This window comes from Alcaligenes sp. MMA (assembly GCF_020907215.1).
Lineage (GTDB): Bacteria > Pseudomonadota > Gammaproteobacteria > Burkholderiales > Burkholderiaceae_B > Alcaligenes > Alcaligenes aquatilis.
The window spans coordinates 326,672-352,122 of the sequence record NZ_JAJJPP010000003.1; the positions used below are offsets into that span (position 1 = coordinate 326,672).

The 25,451-nt window shown below is 57.3% G+C and carries 21 protein-coding genes; 14 read left to right on the forward strand and 7 right to left on the reverse strand.

What is annotated here, in order from left to right:
- Positions 1-16 precede the first annotated feature (16 nt).
- Both norR and LNA76_RS14060 read left to right on the forward strand, forming a co-directional pair.
- On the forward strand, positions 17-1,558 hold the full coding sequence (gene norR / locus LNA76_RS14055; RefSeq protein ID WP_094197790.1) for a nitric oxide reductase transcriptional regulator NorR: 1,542 nt from the start codon (positions 17-19) through the stop codon (positions 1,556-1,558).
- Positions 1,551-2,249 (forward strand): Crp/Fnr family transcriptional regulator, encoded by a 699-nt coding sequence (locus tag LNA76_RS14060; RefSeq protein ID WP_094197791.1) that lies wholly within the window; start codon positions 1,551-1,553, stop codon positions 2,247-2,249. The genes norR and LNA76_RS14060 overlap by 8 nt, the downstream gene beginning before the upstream one ends.
- Positions 2,250-2,257: 8 nt before the next feature.
- Here the strand turns inward: LNA76_RS14060 and LNA76_RS14065 are convergent, their stop codons facing one another.
- The gene (locus tag LNA76_RS14065; protein WP_159063954.1) at positions 2,258-3,061 is read right to left on the reverse strand and encodes a formylglycine-generating enzyme family protein; all 804 of its coding nucleotides are present in this window, start codon (positions 3,059-3,061) and stop codon (positions 2,258-2,260) included.
- Positions 3,062-3,234: 173 nt separating this feature from the next.
- On the opposite strand from LNA76_RS14065, the gene LNA76_RS14070 reads away from it, so the two are divergent.
- Positions 3,235-3,699 carry a nuclear transport factor 2 family protein gene (locus LNA76_RS14070; RefSeq protein ID WP_094197793.1) on the forward strand — a complete coding sequence of 155 codons (465 nt, stop codon included), beginning with the start codon at positions 3,235-3,237 and terminating at the stop codon, positions 3,697-3,699.
- Between the two features lie 53 nt (positions 3,700-3,752).
- Here LNA76_RS14070 and LNA76_RS14075 read toward each other — a convergent pair whose 3' ends face one another.
- Positions 3,753-4,409 (reverse strand): TetR/AcrR family transcriptional regulator, encoded by a 657-nt coding sequence (locus LNA76_RS14075; protein WP_094197794.1) that lies wholly within the window; start codon positions 4,407-4,409, stop codon positions 3,753-3,755.
- Between the two features lie 143 nt (positions 4,410-4,552).
- On the opposite strand from LNA76_RS14075, the gene LNA76_RS14080 reads away from it, so the two are divergent.
- Genes LNA76_RS14080 through LNA76_RS14115 form a run of 8 tightly spaced genes read left to right on the forward strand, consistent with a single transcriptional unit; the run spans position 4,553 to position 12,086 of the window.
- Positions 4,553-5,902, forward strand: coding sequence for an NAD(P)/FAD-dependent oxidoreductase (locus LNA76_RS14080; RefSeq protein ID WP_125277803.1), 1,350 nt, complete (start codon positions 4,553-4,555; stop codon positions 5,900-5,902).
- Positions 5,899-6,651, forward strand: a complete 753-nt coding sequence (locus LNA76_RS14085; protein ID WP_094197796.1) for a DUF1365 domain-containing protein — start codon at positions 5,899-5,901, stop codon at positions 6,649-6,651. The genes LNA76_RS14080 and LNA76_RS14085 overlap by 4 nt, the downstream gene beginning before the upstream one ends.
- Positions 6,648-7,919 (forward strand): SAM-dependent methyltransferase, encoded by a 1,272-nt coding sequence (locus tag LNA76_RS14090; protein WP_230019293.1) that lies wholly within the window; start codon positions 6,648-6,650, stop codon positions 7,917-7,919. Before LNA76_RS14085 ends, LNA76_RS14090 begins: the two co-directional genes overlap by 4 nt.
- Complete coding sequence (locus LNA76_RS14095) at positions 7,912-8,481, forward strand: hypothetical protein (RefSeq protein ID WP_094197798.1); 570 nt, start codon at positions 7,912-7,914, stop codon at positions 8,479-8,481. Before LNA76_RS14090 ends, LNA76_RS14095 begins: the two co-directional genes overlap by 8 nt.
- A 15-nt stretch (positions 8,482-8,496) precedes the next feature.
- Complete coding sequence (locus tag LNA76_RS14100; protein ID WP_230019294.1) at positions 8,497-9,792, forward strand: MFS transporter; 1,296 nt, start codon at positions 8,497-8,499, stop codon at positions 9,790-9,792.
- Positions 9,789-10,349 carry a DUF3833 domain-containing protein gene (locus LNA76_RS14105; protein ID WP_094197800.1) on the forward strand — a complete coding sequence of 187 codons (561 nt, stop codon included), beginning with the start codon at positions 9,789-9,791 and terminating at the stop codon, positions 10,347-10,349. Before LNA76_RS14100 ends, LNA76_RS14105 begins: the two co-directional genes overlap by 4 nt.
- A gap of 5 nt (positions 10,350-10,354) precedes the next feature.
- Entirely contained in the window at positions 10,355-11,146 is a 792-nt protein-coding gene (locus LNA76_RS14110) for an SDR family NAD(P)-dependent oxidoreductase (protein WP_094197801.1), read from the forward strand.
- A gap of 37 nt (positions 11,147-11,183) precedes the next feature.
- Positions 11,184-12,086 (forward strand): TIGR01777 family oxidoreductase, encoded by a 903-nt coding sequence (locus LNA76_RS14115; protein ID WP_094197802.1) that lies wholly within the window; start codon positions 11,184-11,186, stop codon positions 12,084-12,086.
- A 183-nt stretch (positions 12,087-12,269) separates the two neighbouring features.
- Here LNA76_RS14115 and gltS read toward each other — a convergent pair whose 3' ends face one another.
- Complete coding sequence (gene gltS, locus LNA76_RS14120; protein WP_108728517.1) at positions 12,270-13,499, reverse strand: sodium/glutamate symporter; 1,230 nt, start codon at positions 13,497-13,499, stop codon at positions 12,270-12,272.
- Positions 13,500-13,752: 253 nt separating this feature from the next.
- Complete coding sequence (gene ispB / locus LNA76_RS14125) at positions 13,753-14,718, reverse strand: octaprenyl diphosphate synthase (protein WP_094197804.1); 966 nt, start codon at positions 14,716-14,718, stop codon at positions 13,753-13,755.
- Between the two features lie 173 nt (positions 14,719-14,891).
- On the opposite strand from ispB, the gene LNA76_RS14130 reads away from it, so the two are divergent.
- The 3 genes from LNA76_RS14130 to LNA76_RS14140 are packed head-to-tail and all read left to right on the forward strand — an operon-like array spanning position 14,892 to position 17,474.
- Complete coding sequence (locus LNA76_RS14130) at positions 14,892-15,758, forward strand: ATP-binding protein (protein WP_094197805.1); 867 nt, start codon at positions 14,892-14,894, stop codon at positions 15,756-15,758.
- Positions 15,751-16,752 carry a Nudix family hydrolase gene (locus LNA76_RS14135; protein WP_230019295.1) on the forward strand — a complete coding sequence of 334 codons (1,002 nt, stop codon included), beginning with the start codon at positions 15,751-15,753 and terminating at the stop codon, positions 16,750-16,752. The genes LNA76_RS14130 and LNA76_RS14135 overlap by 8 nt, the downstream gene beginning before the upstream one ends.
- Positions 16,749-17,474, forward strand: a complete 726-nt coding sequence (locus LNA76_RS14140) for a spermidine synthase (protein WP_166727095.1) — start codon at positions 16,749-16,751, stop codon at positions 17,472-17,474. Before LNA76_RS14135 ends, LNA76_RS14140 begins: the two co-directional genes overlap by 4 nt.
- 305 nt (positions 17,475-17,779) lie before the next feature.
- On the opposite strand, the gene LNA76_RS14145 is transcribed toward LNA76_RS14140, so the two are convergent.
- The 3 genes from LNA76_RS14145 to LNA76_RS14155 are packed head-to-tail and all read right to left on the reverse strand — an operon-like array spanning position 17,780 to position 25,449.
- Positions 17,780-19,255 (reverse strand): efflux transporter outer membrane subunit, encoded by a 1,476-nt coding sequence (locus LNA76_RS14145; RefSeq protein WP_108728515.1) that lies wholly within the window; start codon positions 19,253-19,255, stop codon positions 17,780-17,782.
- Between the two features lie 6 nt (positions 19,256-19,261).
- Positions 19,262-22,366 (reverse strand): efflux RND transporter permease subunit, encoded by a 3,105-nt coding sequence (locus LNA76_RS14150; RefSeq protein WP_094197808.1) that lies wholly within the window; start codon positions 22,364-22,366, stop codon positions 19,262-19,264.
- Entirely contained in the window at positions 22,363-25,449 is a 3,087-nt protein-coding gene (locus LNA76_RS14155) for a multidrug efflux RND transporter permease subunit (RefSeq protein ID WP_108728514.1), read from the reverse strand. The genes LNA76_RS14150 and LNA76_RS14155 overlap by 4 nt, the downstream gene beginning before the upstream one ends.
- Positions 25,450-25,451 lie beyond the last annotated feature (2 nt).

A 25,451-nucleotide genomic window follows, 5' to 3' on the forward strand; every position in this document is an offset into this window, starting at 1 on the left:
AGGGTATTTTCCACCCATGCTAGATCTTTTGATTGCCGACCTTGCCACCGAGATTCCCGGGCCCTTACGTCTACAGCGCATGGTGCATTTGCTGGCTAGGCACTTTGGCTGTGATGCAGCGGGTTTGCTGAAACTGGATGACACCGTATTGCGTATTGTTGCAGCCAGCGGCTTGGGCCATGACACCCTGGGGCGTCACTTCGTGATTGCAGACCACCCCCGTTTGAACCGAATTTTGAGCTCATCCAACCTGACCCGCTTTGAACCCCACTGTGGCCTGCCCGACCCTTACGACGGCTTGCTTGATGACAAACTGGGCCAGCCTTTGCCGGTACACGATTGCGTAGGGATTACCTTGCAAGCCCAGGGCACACCCTGGGGCATTCTGACGCTGGATGCCTTGCGGCCAGGGACGTTTTCAACCTCCATGCTGATAGAACTGAAGCACTGGTGCCTGGTGCTGGAGAGCGCGATCCGCATCAGCGAACTGGAAGAAGAGAACCGCAGTCTACGACTGCTCTCGACCTTGCCGCCCGATTATTTGTCACGCCATAACTCGGCCGCCATCATTGGCAACAGCAAACCGCTGCAGGAAGTCATTCAGTTGCTGGACACTGTGGCCTCCTCAGAGCTGCCTGTACTTTTACTGGGCGAGACGGGGGTAGGGAAAGAGCTGTTTGCACAGCGCCTGCATCAACGCTCACCACGTCACAACAGTCCCTTGATCTACGTGAACTGTGCTGCCCTGCCCGAGTCTTTGGCGGAAAGCGAATTATTTGGACATGTAAAGGGGGCCTTTTCCGGGGCGCATGAAAATCGCGCCGGGCGCTTTGAAGCGGCTCAGGGCGGCACCCTGTTTCTGGATGAAATCGGTGAGTTGTCTTTGACGATTCAGGCCAAGCTGCTGCGTACCTTGCAAAATGGCGAGATTCAACGCTTGGGGGCGGACCACCCCATCAAGCTGAATGTGCGTCTGGTTGCCGCCACCAACCGTGACCTGAGTCAGCAGATCGCCCAAGGCGGTTTCCGGGCGGACCTGTTTCACCGCCTGTCGGTTTTTCCACTTACCATCCCTGCCCTGCGCGAGCGCCATCAGGACATCTTGCTGCTGGCAGGCCATTTTTTGGAAATCAACCGATCCCGTTTGGGATTACGCGGAATTCGCTTATCTCCCGACGCAGAAGCCGCTTTACTGGCTTATCATTGGCCGGGTAATGTTCGTGAATTGGAACATTTGATCAGTCGGGCAACTATCCGCCTGCTGGTCGACACGCCAGAACGTAACCAAATATTTACACTTAGCGCTGATAATCTCAATTTGTTACCTTCTATCCACCAGCCTGTCGCAGCGACCAGTATGGCGATTGATCCCCCCCGCCAATCCTTGCGTCAGTCCGTTGAGCAACTACAGAGCCAACTGATCCGACAGGCTTTGGAGGATACCACCGGTAACTGGAGCCAGGCTGCCCGGCAGCTAGGCATAGACCCCAGCAATCTACACAAGCTGGCCAGCAAACTAGGGCTAAAAACCCGCTCAGAAAGCTTAAGTGATGACTGACATCTCCTACCCCTCCTTGTTAGCCAACCTGCCCGTTTTCTCCACGCTGGACGCAAGCGGCATCGATGAGCTGTGGCAAGAAGGACGCCTGATCCACTACGACAAGGACAGCCAGGTCTTTCGCCAGGAACAAAGCAGCGACCATTTTTTCGTCCTGCTCCAAGGCCTGATCAAAGTCGTGCGCACCATGCCCAATGGCTCGCAACTGCTGGTACGTTTTGCCTTACCGGGCGATGTGATTGGCATTGCCCCAGCACTGCGCCGCCGCAACTACCCGGCTACCGCTATCAGCGTGACCACCAGCGCGGCATTGGCCTGGCCGGAGAAATCCTGGGACAGCCTGACACAACGCTTTCCGTGCCTGCTCAATTCTGCGCAAGATACCGTCGCACAACGACTCAGCGATGCGGATGATCGCCTGTTGGAAATTCATAGTCTGGAAGTGGAGCAGCGGCTTGCTCACAGCCTGCTGCGTTTGATTCGCCAAGTGGGCCAAAGCGGCGCACAAGGCACATCCTTGAGCATTCCGGTGACCCGGCAAGATCTGGCTGACCTGGCCGGGACCACCTTGTACACGGCCAGCCGTGTCGTCAGTAGCTGGGATCACCAGGGCTTGATTCTGGCAGGCCGCAAACAAATTACGATTGCAGACCTGGACAAGTTTGCACAAGCTGTTCTGGAGCGTGGCTAAGTGCCAGCCTAATCGTCAGTGACCAGACGCAGCCCCAGATAACGCGGTGGCACACCAACCGAACACGCCCCGGTTTTAGGATCGCGGATAAAGTCGGGCATCACCGCAATATGCTCGCCCCCCAAGGTGCGTACACCGCAGTTTTCCAGGCGTGATTCTGCACGAGGCATGCTGATGCGGTGTACCCGTACGTGGCAGGTATTGGTCCATTCGGCCACCTGCCCACCAGCATCAAATACCCCATAAGCATTGGCCACGCCCTGCCCCAAGGGCGCTAAGGGCACCTCTTGCTCCTGTTTGCGCTTGTAGCTTTCCTGATATTCCTGCAGCCACAAAGCGGCCTGCTCATTCTCATCCAGCCCACCCTGCGCCGATTCAGGTACTTTCTGATCGGCGAAATAGCTCCATTCCAGATACTGCGGCAAACGGAATGTCTTGCCTGTACGCTCGCTTAACCAGGCAGCGTAATCCTGTCCGTCCTGCCAGCTCACCCCGACAACCGGCATATTCTTGGCCTGCCCTCGACCCACTGCGTCTGCAGCCTTGCAACGTTCTGCACGAACGCACTGATCGTACTCGTACTGGCTGACTTGATATTTCATCGCTTTCAGGGTCGGGGCCGGGGCATACATCACCGTATCGGACGCGACCAAGCGGCCATCGAGCAAGTACTCGCCAGCCTGCATGAGCTCACGTGCCGGGCCAGCCACTTCCACCAGCTCGGGCAAAGCGGACGGATTGCTGGACTCGCCAGCCGAACATCCGGCCAATATGGCCACTAACAGCACGGATCCCACTACATGGCTTCGCATTATGAACTCCCTAGAGACAATCACCATTGAAACGTAGCGAGAACATTGCGTCCTTGCTCCAAGGCAAACAGCGTCTATAAGAAGTCAAATTATCCAACCCGCTCTTTGGCCTGTTGCTTGAGCCTTATACTTGTTGTTTCCTCATCGTCCCTTGAATCCTCAGGCTGACACCCATGAAGACTGACTTGCCCGCAGGTTCCGATGATAGTGCGGCGGCAGTGCGCCGAATCGTCCAGCTCTATCAAGAGCTGGCACCAGACCGGCTCTCCGAGCTTGAGGCCTGTTACGCGCCTGATGCCTATTTCAAGGACCCCTTTAACGAAGTGCGTGGCGTGCCGGCCATTCGACGCATCTTCGAACATATGTTTACGGCGCTACAAGCACCACGATTTGTCATTACGCAGCAGATCGTCCAGGATCACCGGGCCTTTCTGGAATGGGAGTTCCGTTTTCGACTCCGTCGGTGGAAGCCGGACGTTGAACAATGCATCAAGGGGGCTTCGTTCCTGTCCTTTGATGAACAGGGACGGGTGTCTCATCATCGCGATTATTGGGATGCGGCCGAGGAGCTTTACGCAAAACTGCCGCTACTGGGCGTATTGATGCGCTGGCTGCGACGCAAGCTTGCTACCTCTTGAGACAACAAGCAATCGGAACACACACAAGCCCCTGCTTGCGTTTGGAGATCACCCTACGGAGTGGGGGGCTTCAGGCCAGATCCTGCCAAACCATCAAACGTGGTGCTGGTCACCCATTCAATGATTTGCTCATGGGTGTACTGGCCGGACTCCTTGAGCAAACCCACCACAGGATCGCACGCGCGCGCAAATAGGGTATAGAGCACAAGCTCAACGGGCAGACCCGTTTGGAGGCCGCCTGCTGTCTGTGCCTCGATAATCCAGGTGCTCAGACGATTACTCAAGGCGATCAGACGATCCATATACTCGTCATTCGATTGGAGCGAGGTGCTAAGGTTCGAGTTCTGCGCGGGCAACGACGGCATTTCCCCTTGCAATTGGGTGTGCATCGTCCAGCGCACCACTGATTTGAGCTGATCGATTGCTGCAATCGGCGCACCCAAGTCAGCCGCGCTCTTGGCCTGTCTACGCAACTCGTCCACAAAAGCCAAGGCGCGATCCAAGACGCCAACCATTGCGGCCGCAGCAAGCTCTTCCTTAGACGTGAATAACTTATACAGGCTGGCCTTGGCCATGCCCGCCTCGGCGGCAACTTCGTCGACCGTCATGGCGTCGTAGCCCTTGGTAGCCAATAGCCGGTTCACAGCGGTCACGATAGCTTCTTCGCGCACCCGCTGGATTTGTTGTTTGATTGAGGATCGAGCGTTCATACATCACATTTTAGGACGAATGGGACTATCTTGAACACTAGATAGTGCAAAAATAATATTTAGGGTTTATAGTTTGAACTAAGCAGTTCACATTTTAATCCTTATGGTCTATTTAGCACTATAGCAATACTCAAGGAGCTGCCATGCGTCGTATCGCTGTCATAGGTTCGGGCATTTCCGGTCTGGCCGCTGCCTTTCGTCTGGCCAGCACGCAGACCTCTCATCGCGTGTGCTTGATCGAGGCAAACAGCTATTTCGGCGGACATGCCAATACCGTCCAACTAAGCTTGGACGGAATTTGTCATGGTGTAGATACCGGGTTTCTCGTATTCAATCACCGCACCTACCCCATGCTCACGCAACTGTTCAAAGAGCTGGATGTGGAAACGGCACCGTCCGAAATGTCTTTTTCAGTGCAGGTGCCCGACGCCCACGGCAGACCGGGTATGGAATGGAGCGGCAGCTCCTTGAACGGGGTTTTTGCACAACGCAAAAATTTGCTGCGCCCACGCTTCATTGGCATGCTGCTCGAGATCATGCGTTTCAATCGTCTGACCACGGACATTGCCCAGCGCCAGGTCGAGTCGCAGCTCAGTGCCTCGATAGAAACCTTTCTTGATCAGCACGGCTTTAGCAGCGCCTTTCGCCACCACTATCTACTACCCATGATTGGCAGTATCTGGTCTTGCCCGACAGATCAAATGCTGCGTTTTCCCGTTACTACCTTGATTCGCTTTTGCCACAATCATGGGCTGATACAGATCACTAATCGGCCTCAGTGGCACACCGTTCGAGGGGGATCGCAACAGTATGTGCGTCGCATGATTGAACGGCTGCAACAAGACGGTCGCCATGAAACACGCTTGAATACCCCGGTGCTCAGCCTCAAACGCCTGCCACAGGGGGTTTTAGTAGAAATGCCCCACGGGTCGGAACAGTTCGATGCCATCGTACTGGCCTGCCATAGTGACCAGGCATTGCACTTGCTTGGCAAAGACGCGACACAACAGGAACAAGCCGTACTGGGCAGCATCCGCTATCAGGCCAATGAAGCGGTTTTGCATACCGATACCTCCGTCTTGCCACAACGCACAGCGGCTTGGGCGGCATGGAACTACGAGCGCGCCTCCTGCGTGAATTCAGAAGAGGCAGGGGTTTGTCTCCACTACCTGATCAACCGATTACAACCCCTGCCCTGGCAACAAGCCGTGCTGGTTTCCCTGAATCCAGCCCGCCCAATAGACCCGGACAAGGTGCATGCCCGTATTGGCTACCACCATCCGGTCTTTGACCAGGCCGCCATCCAGGCACAACCGCTTGTCGAGCAACTGCAAGGCCAACGCCGCACCTGGTTTTGCGGCGCCTGGTGTGGCTACGGGTTCCATGAGGACGGATTGCGCTCTGGCCTGAATGCGGCCGACAAGGTCCTGCTGTCTCTTGAGCACGAACAGCCAGCGCCCCCCATCGAGATCAACGAGGAGGAAACGGTATGAGCACCGTCCCTCTTATTGGCTTTGGCCATATTTGGCACCGCCGGCTACGGCCGGTCGATCACGCCTTTCGTTACCCCGGTTATTTCCTGCTGCTTCCCATGCGCAGCCTGCGTGAGCACCCCGTTGCTGTGCTACGTCGCAATCGGCGCGGCTGGATCAGTTTTCACGATAGTGATCACGGCGACGGCAGCAATGACGCTCTGGCCTGGTTCGAGGCCTTGCTGCAAGAAGAAGGCATACAGGACGCCGATGGGGAAATCTGGTTGCATACCTTCCCCCGTGTCCTGGGCTATGTCTTCAAGCCCGTCAGCTTTTGGTACGCACATCGGGCAGACGGCTCGCTGGCGGCGATTCTGGCTGAGGTCAACAACACCTTTGGTGAGCGCCATGCCTATCTTCTTGCCGGACCGGATCTGGACTGGGACTGTGAGCAAGTGGCCAGCAAGCAATTTCATGTGTCTCCATTTTGCGAGACTCAGGGAGAGTATCGCTTCCGCTTCAAACGCAGTGACCGCGCCAACCTGGCACTCATTGATCTTTACGACGACGCAGGCCCCGTGCTGCGTACGGGCGTTCAAGGAGTGTTGCATCCCTTGAGCACCACGACCGTGCGCCGGGCCTTTTTTGGCACGCCGCTCATGACCCTTGGGGTCATTTTCCGCATCCACTGGCAAGCACTGCGCCTGTGGGCAAAGCGGCTTCCTTTCCATCGCAAACCACCAGCGCCCAAGCGCTCTGTCACACGATGAATACAAGCACCGCCACCCTCTTGCGCAAGTCCGCCGATGCAAAACGCGTCTTGCCACCTAGCGCGAACCGCGTCCTGAAGCTGTTGACGCATCTGCCTCATGGCCAATTGGAGCTTCAATTGCCCGATGGGCAACTGCGGCATTGCCCCAAACAGAGCGCCCCGGATGCAGACGCACGCTGCACAATCAAGCACTGGGAAGCGCTGGAGCGCGTTCTAAGCTCGGGCGATATTGGTTTTGCCGAAGGTTATATAGACGGCCTATGGGACAGTGACGACCTTAGCGGACTCTTGCGCCTGTGCATCGACAACCGCGACCACCTGGAGCAACTGGTATATGGTCACTGGTGGGGCCGTCTGGGCTTCAGGCTACGGCATATGCTTCGCCGCAACACACGGGCAGGCAGCGCCAAAAACATCCATGCCCACTACGATCTGGGCAACGATTTTTATCAGCTGTGGCTGGATCCGACCATGAGTTACAGCTCTGCGTGGTTTGAAGGTCTCAGCGGCAGCGCCTTGCAAGAGGCAGATCTGGAGCAGGCCCAGCAGAACAAAATACGACATGCGTTGCGCGAGACAAGGCTGCAACCAGGTCAACGCCTGCTGGAAATCGGCTGCGGTTGGGGGGCACTTGCCCAGACAGCGGCCACGGAGTTCGGCGCACAGGTCAGCGGCGTGACCTTGTCGCGTGAACAACTTCACTGGGCCACGCAGCGCATCACCCAAGCAGGCCTGCAAACACAGGTGGATCTGCGTTATCAGGACTACCGGGACTTAGCTGCCGAACACGCGGCGCAGCCATTCGACGCCATTGTGTCCATTGAAATGTTTGAAGCGGTCGGACATGAATACTGGCGCACCTACTTCCAGACCTTACATGACTGCCTCAAACCGGGGGGCCATGCTTGCCTGCAATCGATCACCCTGCGCGAAGACCTTTTTGAGCGCTATTTGCACTCTTCCGACTTCATTCAGCAGTTCATTTTTCCGGGAGGACTGTTGCCCAGTGTCACGGCCTTCGAGCGCGAGGCGCAACGAGCAGGCCTGCAGATAGTCAAGAAGATGAGCTTTGGCAAGGACTATGCCGAAACGCTCAGACGCTGGCGTCAGGCTTTTGAGCACAAGCTCGATGCTGTACGAAGCCAGGGATTTGACGAACGCTTTGTACGCATCTGGCGATTTTATCTGGCCTACTGCGAGGCTGCCTTTGATATGGGCAACACCGATGTGGTCCAGTTCACATTGAGAAGGCCCGACCATGCCTGATCTTCGACGACGCAAAACCCTGATCTGGGGCATCAGTCTTCTCGCTCCTACCCTTACTGCCATGACCAATACTGTCTTGGCGGCCACACCGGCTGCCCCCCAGGAGCTGCGCTCCACCCTGCCCGCTGCCCATTTGCTTGGCAGCGGCCCCATGCGCTTTTTTGGACTGCGGGTTTACGAGGCGCGCCTGTGGGCGCTGCCGGACTTCGAGCCAGCACAGTATGCACGCCAGCCTTTCGCACTGGAACTGATCTACGACCGCAAGCTGGAAGGAGAGGCAATTGCCGAGCGCTCAATAGCCGAAATGCGACGTGTCGGCAGCTTCTCTGAACAACAGGCACGCCAATGGTTGCTCCTGATGACAAAAGCCTTTCCTGATGTGCTGGCTCAGGATCGGCTGCTGGGGGTAACCGACGGGGCCGGCGATGTACGTTTTTTCCACAATGGACGCGAGACTGCACGTATTCAGGACGCAGAGTACGCGCGCCTGTTTTTTGGAATCTGGCTGTCTGAGCAAACGTCGGCGCCCGGTCTGCGCGCGGCATTGCTGAGTAAACGCTAAGAAAGGCACGACATCATGCCCTCCCAAGAACTTGGCCCCTCCACACCGCTGCACTGGCGTACAGGGCTCTCTTACGGCAGTCTTGGCCTACCGCTGGCTTTTGTGTCGCTGCCTTTATACGTCAACCTGCCTCATTACTATGCAGCGGTGGCGGGCGTGCCCCTGGCCAGTCTGGGTGCCGTACTGCTTGCCACTCGAGCCATTGACGCGGTGCTCGATCCCGCATTGGGACGCCTGGCCGATCGCCTTTTGCATCGAGGACAACGTCAAGCCTGGCTGGCAGCCGTGCTGGGCAGTGTCATCATGGTCTTGGGGTTTGCCGCCTTGTGGCATCCTCCCCTGGCTGTTCAAGAGGGGGCGCTAGTCTGGCTGGCGGTCAGCCTACTGGTATGCACCCTGGCCTATAGCGCCGTGAGCATACTGCATCAGGCCTGGGGTACCCGTTGGGGAGGTGACCCCCATTGGCGCGCACGAGTGACAGCATGGCGAGAAGGCGCCACGCTTGCCGGTGTCCTGCTGGCCAGCATCTTGCCTACCTGGCTGGGCTTTGACGCGACCAGTATCGTGCTCTTTCTGGCTCTTGCCCTAGGCTTGCTCGGACTGCATAGTCTGCAACGATTCACAGCAAGCCCAACACGTTACGGACATCGTCACATCAGACCTGCTCAGGCCGCCTCCCCCTGGGCAGATGCCAGTTTTCGCCGGCTGTTATCAGTCTTCATGCTCAACGGTGTGGCCGCTGCCATACCCGCCACCCTGCTCCCGTTTTTCGTAACGGACCGACTGCAGGCAGCCGATATGCAACCACTTTTCCTCTTGTGTTACTTCGGTGCTGCGGCGGCCGGGCTGCCACTGTGGATCAAGGCCGTTTCGCGCTGGGGCCTCGCCCCCAGTTGGCGCGCTGGCATGCGGGCAAGCATCATCGCCTTTTCGCTAACACCCTGGCTTGATGCTGGTGACGGCAAGGTCTTCATCCTTATCTGCCTGGCAAGCGGGCTTGCCCTTGGCGCGGATCTGGCACTGCCAGGCGCTTTGCTGACCGGTGTCATCCATGAGTCCGGTCACGGTGGCTCGGGCGAAGGACGATATCTGGGCTGGTGGGCCTGTGCCACCAAGCTCAATCTGGCTTTAGCCGCCGGGCTGTGTCTGCCGCTGCTCGCCTTTCTGGGTTACCACAGCGGCACGACCGACCCGGCAGGCCTGCAGGCGCTGGCCTGGACCTATGGTGGCCTTCCCTGCCTGTTCAAACTGCTGGCGTGGGCATGCCTATGGCGCGCTGAGCACCTGCACACCTCCTGGAGACTGATATGAAATTGACAACATGCCGTGTCTCGACCCTGCCCTGGCGGCGCGCCATTCTGGGACTGACACTCACCGGATTGCTGGCCGGGTGTGTAGGGCCCACCGTACAGGACTATGCCCAGGAGCGTCCCGAACTGGACCTGCGTCAGTATTTCAACGGGCCCTTGACCGCCCACGGCTTGTTCACAGACCGCTCCGGCAAAGTGGTCAAACGCTTCACCGTGCGCATGACAGGCACCTGGAATGGCGATGAAGGCGTGCTCGATGAGCACTTTGTCTACAGTGATGGCACCACACAGCAACGGATCTGGCATTTGAAATATCTGGGTGACGGCCATTACACCGGGCGCGCGGACGACGTGGTGGGACAAGCACAAGGGCAGACCGCGGGCAACGCCTTCCATTGGAATTATGTGCTGGCACTGCCCGTGGACGGCAAAGTCTGGAACGTCAACATGGACGACTGGATGTATTTGATGGATGGTCGCACCATGCTCAACCGCGCCGCCATGAGCAAATTTGGTTTTCATCTTGGTGACGTAACCTTGTCCTTCACTAAGGAGTAAGTGTGATGGCACTGCTGCACACAAAACTCAATCCGCCGATCAGTCAATGGCAAGGCAAATGCGCCTGGATTGTCGGCGCCTCATCGGGCATAGGCAAAGCCACCGCACAAGCACTCCATGCCCAAGGGGCACGTGTCATCATCTCGGCCAGAGATGCCGATGCACTGCACACCCTGGCTGATGGCCGAGATGGCTTTCTGGCCGTACCGCTGGATGTCACCCAACTCGACTCCATGGTGGCGGCCAAGACAATGGTTCAAGCCTACGCGGACAAGGCCCCGGACCTGGTGCTGTATTGCGCTGGCAGATACCAGCCTCAACGAGCGACGCAATTCGATCTGCTTGAAATGCAGCGACATCTGGACGTTAACTATGTCGGCGCACTGCACCTGCTGGACACGGTTCTGCCGATGTTGCTTGCAGCCGGACGCGGTCACCTGGCTTTAGTCGGCAGCGTGGCCGGCTATCGAGGGCTGCCGATGTCCCTGGCCTACGGCCCCACCAAAGCGGCGCTGAACAACCTGGCCGAAAACCTCTACCTGGACCTGCACCCTTTGGGGCTGGGTGTTTCCATTATCAACCCGGGGTTTGTGGACACCCCATTAACTGCACAAAACAGTTTCAAGATGCCCGCACTGATCACCCCCGAAGAAGCGGCGCAGCATATCTTGCACGGCTGGAAACAGGGACAGTTTGAAATGAACTTTCCTCGCCGTTTCACTGGCTGGGTCAAACTCATGCGATGCTTGCCAGATAGCTGGTATTTCTGGGCGGTACGCCGTGTCACCGGCATGTAATTTCACCGGCGGCTCACTGTTAAACACGGAGAATCCGATGCGCATCCTTCTGACCGGGGGCACCGGCCTCATTGGACAGGCCCTTTGCCAACAATGGCAAGCTCAGGGCCATGAACTCTGGGTATGGAGCCGCACCCCGCAGCAAGTTCCCCAGTTATGCCCGGGCGCAAAAGGCGTAGCCACTCTTGAAGAGCTAAATGGCAACGCGCCATTTGACGCCGTCATCAACCTGGCTGGGGCCCCGATTGCCAATCAACGCTGGACTGATTCACGCCGCCAGCTTCTGTGGCGTAGTCGTGTGGATCTGACTCGCCGCCTGGTGGACTGGATGGGGCAGCAAGCGTCGGTGCCGCCCATATTGATCTCGGGCTCAGCCACAGGCTGGTACGGAGACGGTGGGCAACAGCCTTTATCCGAAGACAGTGCACCAAGCCACAAAGACTTCGGCAGCCAACTTTGTGTGGCCTGGGAGCAAGAGGCCGAACAGGCACGCCAATGGGGGGTACGCGTGGTCTTGCTACGCACCGCACCCGTCTTGGCCAACAATGCAGGAATATTGGCTCGGCTCCTGCCCTCGTTCAAGCTGGGATTGGGTGCCAGACTAGGTGATGGTCAGCAGTGGATGCCATGGATACACATTGAAGACCAGGTCGCTCTCATCGACTACCTTTTGCACAATCAAAGCTGTGAAGGCCCCTATAACGCGTGTGCGCCGCAGCCTGTGCGCAATGCGGAGTTCACCCGCATCCTGGCGCAAGAGCTGGGCAAGCCAGCCCTGTTTCATGCCCCGGCCTGGGTGCTACGGCTGGCATTGGGAGAGATGTCTGTTCTGCTGCTGGGCGGACAACGACTGATTCCGCAACGCGCCCAGCAAGCGGGTTTCAGTTGGCGTCACCCTGAACTGTCCGAGGCCTTAAGGGATGTGCTTAACAAAGCCTGAACGGATCGTTTACAGAGGTGGTCTTGCCATCTTGCCCATCAAAAAACGGCGGACGCTAAGGTTCGGGCATCGCCTTGGCCCAAGCCGTCCCGAGCAAAATTCACACACCCCCTGTCCGTGACGTCCAAGCGTCCGGCCACGAGACACTGCCGCGCCGTTCGGCGCGGCCTGAGCCTTGCGCGCTTACGTCAGAAAGTTCACAAAGCCGGTGATAATCACGGCGTTGAAAAAATCGATGAACAAGGAGCCCACCAAGGGAATCACAAAAAAGGCCTTGCGCGAGGGGCCATTATCTTCCGTGAAAGCCTGCATATTGGCCATGGCGTTCGGCGTTGCCCCCATGCCGAAACCACAATGCCCGGCCGACATCACAACAGCGTCATAGTCCTTGCCCATGACATTGAAGGTCACATATCGGGCAAAGAAGTACATCATCACGGTCTGGGCAATCAGGATCACCAGCAAGGGACCGGCCACTTGAGCCAGTTCCCACAACTTCATCACCATCAATGCCATGACCAGGAAGAAAGCCAGCGACACGTTGCCGATAATTTCAAACTCTTTTTCCGGCAAGCGGTAACGACGCCAATCAATCACATTACGGATAACGGCTGCCACCAGCATGGACCCCAGGTAGGCAGGCAGCACGATGCCGCGCTCACCCAACCATTCGATGATGACACTGCCCACCCCAATCGCAATGGACAGCAGAACGACCGCGTAGACCGGCATTTCAAAGCCACCGTCATCAAGCTGAACGGTTTCTTTAACCTGGGCTTGCATAGCATGGGGTACGTTTGCACCTTCATGCTGGCGACGATGACGACGGTGTGGTGCAGGGCCGTCAATCTTGTGTTTTTTCATCAGGCGTCGGCCCAAAGGACCACCAATGACACACCCCATCACCAGCCCCCAGGTCGACGCGGCAATGGCAGCGGGCAAGGCTCCCACAGCACCTGCGTTCTCCAGCAAGGGGCCAAAAGCGGCGGAGGTCCCGTGACCTCCTGTCATGGCGACCGAACCGGCCGCCAGGCCCAGCAAGGGATTGGCATCCATCAAAGCGGCCAGGGTGACACCCATCACGTTTTGCAGAATAATCAGGACAACCGCACAGCCCAAAAACAGGGCCACTGCCAGCCCCCCCTTTTTCAACAGCTCGAAACTTGCTGAAAAGCCAATGGTGGTAAAAAAGGCCATCAACAAGAAGTTGCGTATATCGTCGTTGAAAGAGAAGTGAAACGAACCCGTCTCGTGACCCACCAGGGCAATCAAGGCAAAAATCAAACCGCCAATAATGGGGCTGGGAATGAAATAGCGGGCCAGCACAGCAACGCGATTCTTTATATATTCTCCCAGCACGAGAAAAACAGCCGCTAAACCGACCGTTTGCGCTATATCGAGCTGAATATTCATCTATCCGTTCCTTACATCTTTGGAATAAGGGGCCTGCACCTATGTGTCTGACAGAGGCTTCAAACCAGTTTGTTCAAATAGGCGTGTCTATCGTTGCTACTTCGTCCTTGTGGGACAAAGGCATGACCACCAACAGCGTAGCAAAACCGAGAAAAATAACATGAACAGACGCCTAATGACGCCTATTTCCGTTAATCGGCCCGCCTTATTACAAAAAAACCCGCCTGCCGGCGGGTTGGGGAAAAGGTGATGCTTAGCGATCGCGTTCGATGGAAAACGCGCACAAGCTGAGCAATACCTGCTTGAATTCGCTCTCAGGCACATCCGCCAGAGCCTGCACCGCCAATTGGGCTTCCGCCTTGGCCGCTTCGCGGGTGTACGCCAACGCGTCAGTTTGCTCAATGGCCTGGGCCACTGCCGCAAAATCCGCATCACCGGTTTCAATGGCGGACTTGATCAACTGGACTTGTTCGGGTGTCCCCACTTCCATGACACGGATCAGTGGCATGGTGGGCTTGCCTTCACGCAGATCGTCACCCACGTTCTTGCCCAATGCCTGGGCATCACCGGTGTAATCGAGCACATCATCAACCAGTTGAAAGGCCGTACCCAGGTGACGACCATACGCAGCCATGGCCTCTTCCATCTCGGGCGAAGCTCCGGCCACAATCGCGCCAACTTGCGCGGCCGCCTCAAACAGTTTGGCTGTCTTGTAGCGCACGACTTGCAGGTAACGCTCCAGAGAAACGTCCGGGTCGTGTACGTTCAGCAGTTGCAAGACCTCGCCTTCAGCGATCACCGTGGTGGCTGCTGACAACACAGCCATGGCAGGCATGGAGTTCGACTGCACCATCATCTCGAAAGAGCGCGAGTACAGGTAGTCGCCCACCAACACACTGGCTGCATTGCCATAGACGGCATTGGCCGTGTGGCGACCGCGACGCATATCGGATTCATCAACGACATCGTCGTGCAGCAAGGTGGCCGTGTGGATGAACTCCACAACGCCAGCCAGCAAATGATGCGTGTTCCCCTGATAAGCCAGTGCGCGGGCTACCAGCAACAAAAGCGCGGGACGCATACGTTTGCCACCCGCACTAACGATGTATTCGCCGATTGTGCGTATCAGCACCACATCCGAATTCAAGCGCTCACGAATGACGACATCAAGAGCCTTCATGTCGTCGGCAATAGGTTCAATCAGGGTGGACAGGTTCAAAACAGAATTCCGGACGAGTAAGGGAGGGGGCCCGTAGCGGCCAACCATAACTGAGTGATTATACGATCTTGAATCGCTTTGGGCCCATTGTTACGCGTCCAGCACAACAGTGATCGCAGAAAAAGGTGCCAAATTAGCGATAATAAGCGTTTCAACCTGAAACGGAGACCGTCTTGAGCTCGCAAGACCTAAGTACCCTGATCAGCCGGGCCGAGCGGGTTCTCGCTCAATTGGAAGCCTGGCTCCCCCCTGCTCCCCCTCCTGTCAACTGGGATTGCGTGGCATTTCGCTGGCGCACCAATGGTACGCGTGGCTGGTTGGAAGGTGTCTCGCACGTCGCCACCATCCAACCGGACGATCTGCACCATATCGAACGCCAAAAAAGCATTATTGAGCGCAACACCCGCCATTTTCTGGCAGGCAAACCCGCCAATAACGTCTTGATGACCGGTGCGCGCGGGACGGGAAAAAGCTCGCTGGTCAAAGCCATGCTGGCCAAGTTTGCCGACCAGGGCCTGCGCCTGATCGAGGTGGACAAGTCCGATCTAGGCGATCTGGGTTACATCATTGACCTGATCAGCAAGCGCCCGGAACACTTCATCATCTTCAGCGACGACCTGTCTTTTGAAGAAGGCGAAGCCGGTTACAAGGCGCTCAAATCCGTGCTGGACGGCTCACTGGCCTCCCCTGGCGACAATGTACTGATCTACGCCACGTCCAACCGGCGTCACCTGATGCCCGAATACATGAAGGAGAACCTGAGCACCTCCACTTCCGCAGACGGTGAGATCCACCCCGGTGAGGCCGTTGAAGAAAAGGTATCCCTATCCGAGCGCTTTGGACTATGGTTGTCGTTTTACCCCTTTAAACAAGACGACTATCTGGACATTGTGTATTACTGGCTGGGCGCATTGGGTTGCCCTGCAGAACACATCGAAAGCTCGCGTACGGAAGCCTTGCAATGGGCTCTGGAACGTGGCTCGCGCTCCGGCCGGGTAGCACGTCAATTTGCTAGAGATTGGACCGCTAGACATGTCTAAACCCACGTTGGAAGTGGCCGTTGGCGTTTTACTGAACCAACACGGCCAAGTGCTACTGGGAAAACGCCCAGCCGATAAACCCTGGCCAGGCTGGTGGGAATTGCCTGGCGGCAAGATTGAAGCGGGCGAGAGCGTCGTACAGGCACTGGTACGGGAACTGCGCGAAGAACTCGGCATTGAAACGACCCACGCACACCCCTGGGTCACCTATACACACGAATACCCCAAGAACTTCGTCAAACTCTCTTTCTGTCTGGTGCGGGAATGGGAAGGCGAACCCCAGTGCCTGGAAGGCCAGGAGCTTGCCTGGGTCAACCCTAAAGGTCCATTGGAAGTCGGCCCTGTACTGCCTGCTACCGAACCGCCGCTGAAATGGCTGCAACTGCCCGAACGCTATCTGATTAGCAACATCGACGAGCCAGCCCGCTTACCCGCCTATCTGGAACAACTGGAACAAGCTCTGCAACAAGGCCCGGCCCTGGTTCAGTTTCGTGAGCCTGCCTGGGCTGCCCGACCTGATGCCGAGTTCCATTTGCACCAGGCGTTTCTGCAAGTGGTAAACCTGTGCCAGCGTTACCAAGCGCGCTGCCTGGTCAACAGTCTGCACCCCGAGAGCTGGTGGGACCACGCCGATGGTGTGCACTTGCGCGCCAGCGACGCCCAAGCCCTATCTGCGAAATGCCACGACACCCTGACGACATTTCCCGCGATCAGCAAAGGCTTGATCGGCATGTCCACGCACAATGAAAGTGATATTGAAATAGCCCGCAAAATCCAGGCAGACTTTCTGGTTCTGGGCCATGTCCTGGAAACCGCCTCTCATCCCGGCGATCCCGGTATGGGCTGGACCCGTTTTGCCAGTCTGGCCGAACAAGCTGGCCTGCCTGTGTTTGCAATCGGCGGACAATCGGCCAACACTCTGGCTCAAGCCCGCAATCACGGCGCACACGGCATTGCCGGTATACGCCATATGCTGGACAGCGACCCGGCATGATGCCGCAGGTCTCTATTTCGGAACACGAAGGCGTGCGCTACCTGCACCTGGGCTCGGCCTGGGTGCAGGGCGCCATGCGCCTGGATGCTCCCGATCAGCTGGAGCTGCACTACATCCGTCAAATGATGATCTGGAGCTTGTTCCAGACCGATCCGCGCCGTATTGCCCAGCTTGGCCTGGGCGCAGGCAGCCTGACGCGCTTTTGCTACCAGCATTTCCCCCAGGCGCGTATCGACGCGGTGGAAATCAATCCGGAAGTGGTGCAAGCCAGCCGGCTGCTGTTCAATTTACCGCCCGACGACCAACGCTTGAACGTACACACGGTAGACGCGCTGGACTATCTGGACGCGGTATATGGCGAGCTGGATGTGCTGCAAGTTGATGTCTACTCTGATCAGGCCGAGCACCCTGCACTGGAAAGCGAAGCCTTTTACCAGGCCTGCCGCAAAGCTCTGGGGCCGCAAGGACTATTGACGGTCAATTTACTGGGGTCGGAACGGGTACATGCGCGTAATCTGCATGCGTTGCAAGAGAGCTTCTCTGCCGTGGTCTGGCTACCTGAAACCCATGACGGGAATCTGGTTGCCCTGGCCTTTGTAGACCCGCCACAAATTGATTTTGATGATTTGTACCAGCGTGCTGAAGAGATCCACGCCCTCTTGGGTTTGGACGACGGCAAGGAATGGGTTGACGGGCTATATGCCTGGATGGACCAGGACTGAGGCGGTTTCCGCGCAATATCAAGCAATGAATGAGCCGCAGTTGAACTACAAGTAAGCAAACTGCAGCCCCAATCTTGGGAGGTAGTCCAATCTTTGCTTGGTCCATACGGGCAAACCGGACGTTGCCGCTCCGGTCCAGCCCCAGGCCGGAGAGCATGGTGAAATTACCAAACCAAGCGCCAAGGAGCCTAGTCAACGCCAAACCAAACCAAACCAAACCAAACCTAAATCAGATCAGACTAGATCAGATCAATTCAGGTCGGGTCGGGTCAGGTCAGGTCAGGTCAGTGTAGGTCAGGCCGAACCTATTCTGCTTTAGCGGCTGGATCAGCTTCCACCGCTTTCGGCTCTTCGGGGTTCAGGCCAGTCGCTACATCCCAGCCGCCGCCCAAGGCCACCATCAGTTTGACTGCCGCCCGCAAGCGTTGAGACTCCAGATCCAAGGCCTGCCGCTCGGCTGACAGGGCCGTAGCCTGGGTTTGCGCCAGACTCAGAAAATCCACCAGACCGGCATCAAACTGATTGCGCGTCAGCCGCAAGGACTCGCGGGCCGCCGCCAGAGAACGCGCTTGACTGGCTTGCTCCAGCTCCAGGCCATTACGCTCCGACAAGGCATCTTCCACTTCTTTCAGCGCATCCAGAACCGTCTGGCGGTAAGCCGCCAATTGTTCGTCATAACTGGCCTTGGCCTGCTCGACTTGTGCACGACGCGCTCCAAAATCCAGCAAGGTCAGGGCGAAGGCAGGCCCCAGGGACCAGACACGCGCGGGTGCCGTCAGCCATTCACTTAAATCACTGCTGCTAAACCCCCCGCTGGCTTTCAGGCTCAAGCTGGGAAACCAGGCGGCTTTGGCTACACCAATCTGGGCATTGGCCTGCGCCATACGACGCTCGGCCCGGGCCACATCGGGGCGACGTTCCAGCAGGCTGGATGGCAAGCCCACCGGAATATCCGGAGCCACTGGCCAAGGCGCATGCGGCACCACCTCGAACTGGGACGGCGCACGGCCCACCAACACCGCCATGGCATGCTGATAGGAGGCCTTTTCACGATTCAAAGCCAGGCGCTGAGTACGTGCGTTTTCAAGCTGACTTAAGGCTGCCGCTACGTCTCCCGGGGCCGAAAAACCGGCGTCCAGACGATTCTGATTAATTTGCAAAGAGCGCTCGTACGCGGCCACAGTTTCATCCAGCACGCGTTCGCTGGATTCCACACTGCGGTACTGCAAATAAGTTTGGGCCAATTGCGACTGCAGGCTCAAACGCGTGGCGGCCATATCCGCAGCACTGGCTTGCAGGCCTGCGTCACCCGCTTCTACCTGACGGCGAATCCGCCCCCACAAATCCACTTCCCAATTCACGGTGATGCTGGCATCGTAAGCGCTGCTGCTTTGGCTGGTATCACCCGAGCCGCCGCCCCGTCGCGTGGTTCCGACCGAGCTGTCCACTTTCGGAAACAGAGTCGAGCGCGTGTTGGACAAGGTGGCTTGCGCCTGCCGGACGCGTGCCTGTGCTTGCTGCAAGCTAAAGTTCTGCTCGTTCAGGCTTTGCATCAAGGTATTGAGCACGCCGTCATTAAAGCTTTCCCACCAGGGGCCGCGATCCTTCAAGTCAGCCGGTTCAGCCTGCTTCCAGGCCGTGGAACGCACCTTTTCCCGAAAGTGCTCCCCCACTGGGGCCTCAGGCCGCTGATAATCAGGGCCAACGGCACATGCGGACAGGAGCAGCACCATCCCAGCCAGTGCAAAGCGCGGAAACATCGTGGCAGTAGAAATAGGCATATCAGCTTATGTATTCAAGTTTGTCTGGTTCTTGCGGCGCATGAAGCGATGGCGCAAACGATCCAGATAAAGATAAACCACGGGCGTGGTGTACAAAGTCAGGATTTGACTGAGCACCAAACCACCCACAATGGTGACACCCAGCGGCTGGCGCATTTCCACGCCCGGCCCGGAGGCCAGAATCAAAGGAACAGCGCCAAAAATAGCGGACAAGGTTGTCATCATGATGGGGCGGAAACGCACCAGGCAGGCCTCGTAAATAGCCTCACGCGAGCCCATGCCGCGCTCACGCTCCATTTGCAAGGCGTAGTCCACCATCATGATGGCGTTTTTCTTGACGATACCAATCAACAAAAATACTCCGATCATGGCAATCAGATTGAACTCGCCACTGGTCATCATCAAGGCCAGCAAGGCCCCAATCCCAGCCGAGGGCAAAGTGGACAGAATGGTCAGCGGGTGCATATAGCTCTCGTACAACATCCCCAGCACGATGTACAAGGCCACCAAGGCGGCCAGGAACATAAGGGGTTGCTTGGCCAGGGCATCAAGCATCTGCGCCGTATTGCCCTCAAAGCCGGCCTGAATCTCGCGGGTAGGCAACTGAATCCGGGCCATGGCCTGCTCAATGGCCTCTGTCGCCTGACTGAGGGTGACGCCTTCGGCCAAACCAAAAGACACAGACTCGGCCACCAGCAAACCCATGTGGTTAATGCTGCGCGGCGCGGTGCCCGTCGTAAAGCGCGTAAAGGCGGACAAAGGCACGCGCGTGCCATCTTTGGCAACGACCTCAATCTCCTTCAAAGACTCCAGATCCTGAGCAAAACGCGGCTCGACCTCCATGACAACGTGATACTGGTTCAACCGTCCAAAAATTGTGGAAACCTGACGCTGGGAGAAGGAGTTGTTCAAGGTCCCTGCCACCATGGACATATCCACGCCCAGGCGCGTTGCCATATCCCGATCAATTTCCAGTTGAACCAGGCCAGCCTTGTCATCCGTGCCTGTGTCCACGTCTACCAGTTCAGGCAATTCGGCCATGGCCTGCTGAACCTTGGGCAACCAGGTTTTCAGCAACTCCAGGTCGCTCCCCAGCAAGGAGTAGTCATAAGAGCCACTGCGCCCGCCGCCGCCGCTACCGACCGGAATATCTTGCTGAGGCACCATGAACATGCGCGCACCCGGCGTGGTGGATAAAGGATCGCGCAGGCGATTCACAATATCTGTTGTGCTGGCTTTGCGCTCATCCATGGGCTTGAGCTCAACCAGAATGAAGGACGAGGTGCTACCACTACGACCACCGGCAAAGACAGCCACCGAACGGATGTCCGGGTCCTGATTCAGGATGGAACGGAAGTACTCCAGCTTAGGCTCCATGGACTGGAACGAGGTGCCCCTATCGACCCGGAAAAACCCCATCAACTGACCGGTATCCTGCTGTGGAAACAGCCCCTTGGGCACCACCGCATACAGGTACACATTCAACCCTATCGTGGCGAACAAGGAAAACAACATCAGGCGATGATGCTTGAGCGCCCAATCCAAAGAGCGACGGTAAGCACGCCAACTGACACTGCCTATCCAGCCCAGAAAACGACTAAGGGGATGGGTAGACTCATGCTCTTGCGGTCCTGGGCGCAGCAATCGGGCGGACATCATGGGAGTCAGCATCAAGGAGATCACCAGGGACACCAGCACGGCCGTACACAAGGTGACGGCAAACTCCATGAACAGGCGCCCAGCCAATCCCCCGATCAACCACAAGGGAATAAACACCGCCACCAGCGACAGGCTCATGGCCGTGACGGTAAAGCCCACCTCGCGCGTCCCGCGCAAGGCCGCCCGCATAGGGGACAAGCCTTTTTCCAGGTAACGCATAATACTTTCCAGCACCACGATGGCGTCATCCACCACAAAACCCGTGGCCACAATCAAGGCCATCAAGGAAATGGTGTTCAGCGTAAAGCCGAACAAATGCATGAAAGCAAAGGTGCTAATCAAGGAAGCAGGCACGGCGATAGCGGGGATCAAGGCAGCGCGCCAGTTTCGCAGGAACAGCAAGACCACCAGCACCACCAGGGCCACCGCAATAATCAGCGTCAGTTGGGCCTCTTCCAGCGTGGCGCGGATACTGGGGGTGCGATCCTGCGCCACCGTCAATTGCGCCTGGCTGGGCAGCATTTCCTCGATATCCTGCAAGCGCGCGCGGATAGTATTGACCGTCTCAATAATGTTGGCACCGGCCTGCCGACGCACAATCAGCAAAACAGCTTCCTGGTTATTCCAATACCCCAGGCTGTGAATGTTCTCGACGGAGTCCTCGACCTTGGCGACATCTCCCAAACGGATAACCTGCCCGTCCTGATTCTTCAGAACCAAGGGCTCAAAAAAACGGGCCTGATTGTATTGTTTCCCCGAATTGATCTGCCACTGGCCCTGCTCACCTTCCAGATAGCCGTTGGGACGCAGGCTGTTGGCGTTATTGATCACCGAGCGCACATCATCGAGCGCAATACCGGCCGAGGCCAACGCCTTGGGGTTCAGCCCCACCCGTACCGCAGGCAAAGAGCCACCGCCCACCTCGACCGAGCCCACCCCCGGAATCTGAGCCAGTTTCTGCTGGACAATACCACTGGCCATATCAAAAAGCTGCGCCTTGTTCGCCGTTTGCGACGTCAGCGCCAGCACCATGATAGGCATGGACGAGGGGTTGACCTTCTCGTAGGTGGGCACACTGGACATACCCGACGGCAACATCGGGCGAGCCTGATTGATAGCGGCCTGCACATCACGGGCGGCCCCTTCAATATCTCGGTCCAGATCGAACACCAGTATGATCTGGGTGGAACCCTCGCTACTGCGAGAACTCATCTCAGAGACACCGGCAATGGAACCTAGCGCCTGCTCCAGTGGGGTGGCCACACTGGAGGCCATGGTTTCAGGGCTGGCACCGGGCAAATTGGCCGAGACCGCGATCACCGGAAAATCCATTTCCGGCAACGACGACACAGGTAATAAACGCAGGGCCAAAGCCCCCATGAGCACCATGGCCAGTGCCAGCAGGCTGGAGCCCACTGGCCGGAAGATAAACAGCCCTAGCAAACGCTTCATGACGGCTCGCGTACCGACTGAGCACCACGACGGGTAAAGCGATCAAAGAACAGGTAGATAACGGGGGTCGTAAACAAGGTCAACACCTGGCTGGCTAACAGCCCGCCCACCATCACCAATCCCAAAGGTTGGCGCAGCTCGGCGCCAGAGCCGGTCGCCAGCATCAGTGGAATGGCACTGAACAAGGCGGCCAGCGTTGTCATCAGAATGGGGCGAAAACGCAGCAAGGCGGCCTGATGAATCGCCTCCTGAGGGCTCATACCCTGCTCGCGCTGCGCCTCCAAAGCGAAGTCGATCATCATGATGGCGTTCTTTTTCACGATACCAATCAACAGGATGATCCCGATTACCCCCACCATGTCCAGATCCCGTCCGGCCAACAGCAAGGCCAGCAGCGCCCCAATCGCTGCCGAGGGCAAGGTCGACAAAATAGTAATCGGGTGGATATAGCTTTCGTACAACACACCCAGCACGATATACATGGTCAGCACAGCAGCCAGCATCAGCCACAGTGTGCTGGACAAGGAAGCATGAAACGCCTTGGCGGCACCCAGATAGCGGGTATCAATCGAGGTGGGCATGCCAATCTGGTCGGGCACGGTTTCAATCGCTTCAATGGCATCAGACAAGGAATAACCATCGGCCAGATCAAAGGACACATTCACAGACGGGAACTGCCCCAAGCGCTCCACCGATAGCGTGGTTGGCACCAGATCGATCCGCGCCAAGGACGTAATCGGCACGGGTGTGCCTGCTGCCGTCATCACATGGATATTTTCCAGATCCTGCGGGCCTTGGCGGTACTCATCCTTGACCTCCAGCACGACCCGGTACTGGGCAGACTGCGTGTAGATTGTGGAAATCAAACGCTGTCCGAAGGCGTCATAGAGCGCATCGTCAATATTTGCTTTGGTCACGCCCACACGAGCCGCCGCATCCCGGTCTATATCCAGCAGAACCTGCAGGCCATCGTTTTGCAGGCTCATGGACGCCTCTTTAATCTGCGGCAAGGCATTGACGGCATCCAGCCAACGCGGCATCCAGGTGGTCAACACCTCCGTCTCTGGGTCAGACAAAGCCATCTGGTACACATTGCGACTGATCTGGTCGTCTACCGTCAGTTCCTGAATGGACTGCTGATACACCGATAAGTCGGGAATATCCTTCAAGCGCTCATTGAGCCTGTCCATGATTTCATTGGCACTGGCCCGGCCCGAGCCAATCGGCTTCAAGGCAATTTGCAAACGGCCATTATTCAAGGTGGCGTTCGTGCCATCTACCCCGATAAATGAGGTGACGGCCTCTACATCCGGGTCTTCCAGCACAATCGCCACAGCTTGCTGCTGCAAATGGCCCATGGCGCGGAACGAGGCGGTTTGCGGCCCTTGGGTAATGGCCTGAATCAAGCCGGTATCTTGTTGTGGAAAAAATCCTTTGGGCACAATCACGTACAGCAGGCCCGTCAAGACCACCGTCCCCACCGCAACCCACAAGGTCAAGGTCTGGTGACGCAGCACCACAATCAGGCCACGGTCATAAGCCGCAATAATGCGGTCCATCCGGTTCCCCAACCAGGTGGTGAAGCGGCCATACTGGCGCTCGTTCTCGGGTTTGAGCATGCGCGCACACATCATGGGCGTAAGCGTCAGCGAAATGAACAGGGACAGCAAGATGGCGACGGCCAGGGTAATGGCGAACTCACGGAACAGGCGGCCAATAACGTCGCTCATGAACAGCAACGGGATCAGCACGGCAATCAAGGAGATGGTCAAGGACAGCAAGGTAAAACCAATCTGCGCCGCGCCCTTCAAGGCGGCTTGCAAAGCGGTTTCGCCCTTTTCGATGTAACGGGCGATGTTCTCAATCATCACGATCGCATCATCAACCACAAAACCTGTGGCAACCGTCAAGGCCATCAGGGTCAGGTTATTAATACTGAAGCCCCACATCAGCATGATGGCAAAGGTGGCGATCAAGGAAATAGGCACGACAACACTAGGGATCAGCGTGGCGGTCCACGTGCGCAGAAACACAAACGTCACCAGCACCACCAGCACGATGGCCAGCATCATTTCCTTTTGCACATGGTCAACCGAGTCCCGAATGGTCTGGGTCCGGTCCGTGGCCACGGTCACATCCACACCAACCGGCAAGGAACGACGTATTTCCGGCAGCAGGCTTTGAATCTGGTCCACCACATCAATGACATTGGCCCCAGGCTGTCGCTGAATATTCAACAAGATCGCGGGCACGGTGCCCATCCAGGCAGCCTGACGCACATCCTGAGCGTCCCGCACCACCTTGGCCAGCTCGCCCAGGCGTACAGCCGCACCGTCCTTATAGCTGACGATCAGGTTTTCGTAATCCTGTACGGTTTTCAACTGCTCGTTGGCGCCGATACTGGTGGAGCGCTGAGGCCCATCCAGATTACCTTTAGGCTGGTTCACATTGGCTGCAACAACGGCTTGCCGCAGATGGTTCAGCGTCAGATTACGCACTGCCAACGCGTTGGGATCGGCCTGAATCCGCATGGCCGGCTCCTGACCACCCGCAATACTGACCAGACCCACACCCGTCACCTGCGAGAGCTTTTGTGCGACCCGTACATCAATCAGGTCACGCACCTCGTGCAAGGGCATATTGGGGGAGGTCACCGCCAGGGAAATGACTGGGGTGTCAGCCGGATTGACCTTGTTATAGATAGGCGGCGCGGGCAAATCATTGGGTAGCATCGTAGAGGCGGCATTAATCGCCGCCTGTACCTCTTGCTCGGCCACATCCAGGGGCAAGCCCAAATCGAACTGCAAGGTAATGCGCGATGCCCCACCCGAACTGGACGAAATCATCTGCGACAACCCAGACATACTGCCAAAGCGCCGCTCCAGCGGTGAGGTAATCAAGGCCGCCACCACATCCGGGCTGGCGCCCGGATAAAGCGTAACCACCTGGATGGTGGGGTAATCGACCTGCGGCAAAGCGGCCACGGGCAACATGCGATAGGCCAGCAAACCGGACACCAGCAAAGCCACCATCGCCAAGGTGGTAGCCACCGGGCGCAGGATAAAGATACGCGACATGCTCACGG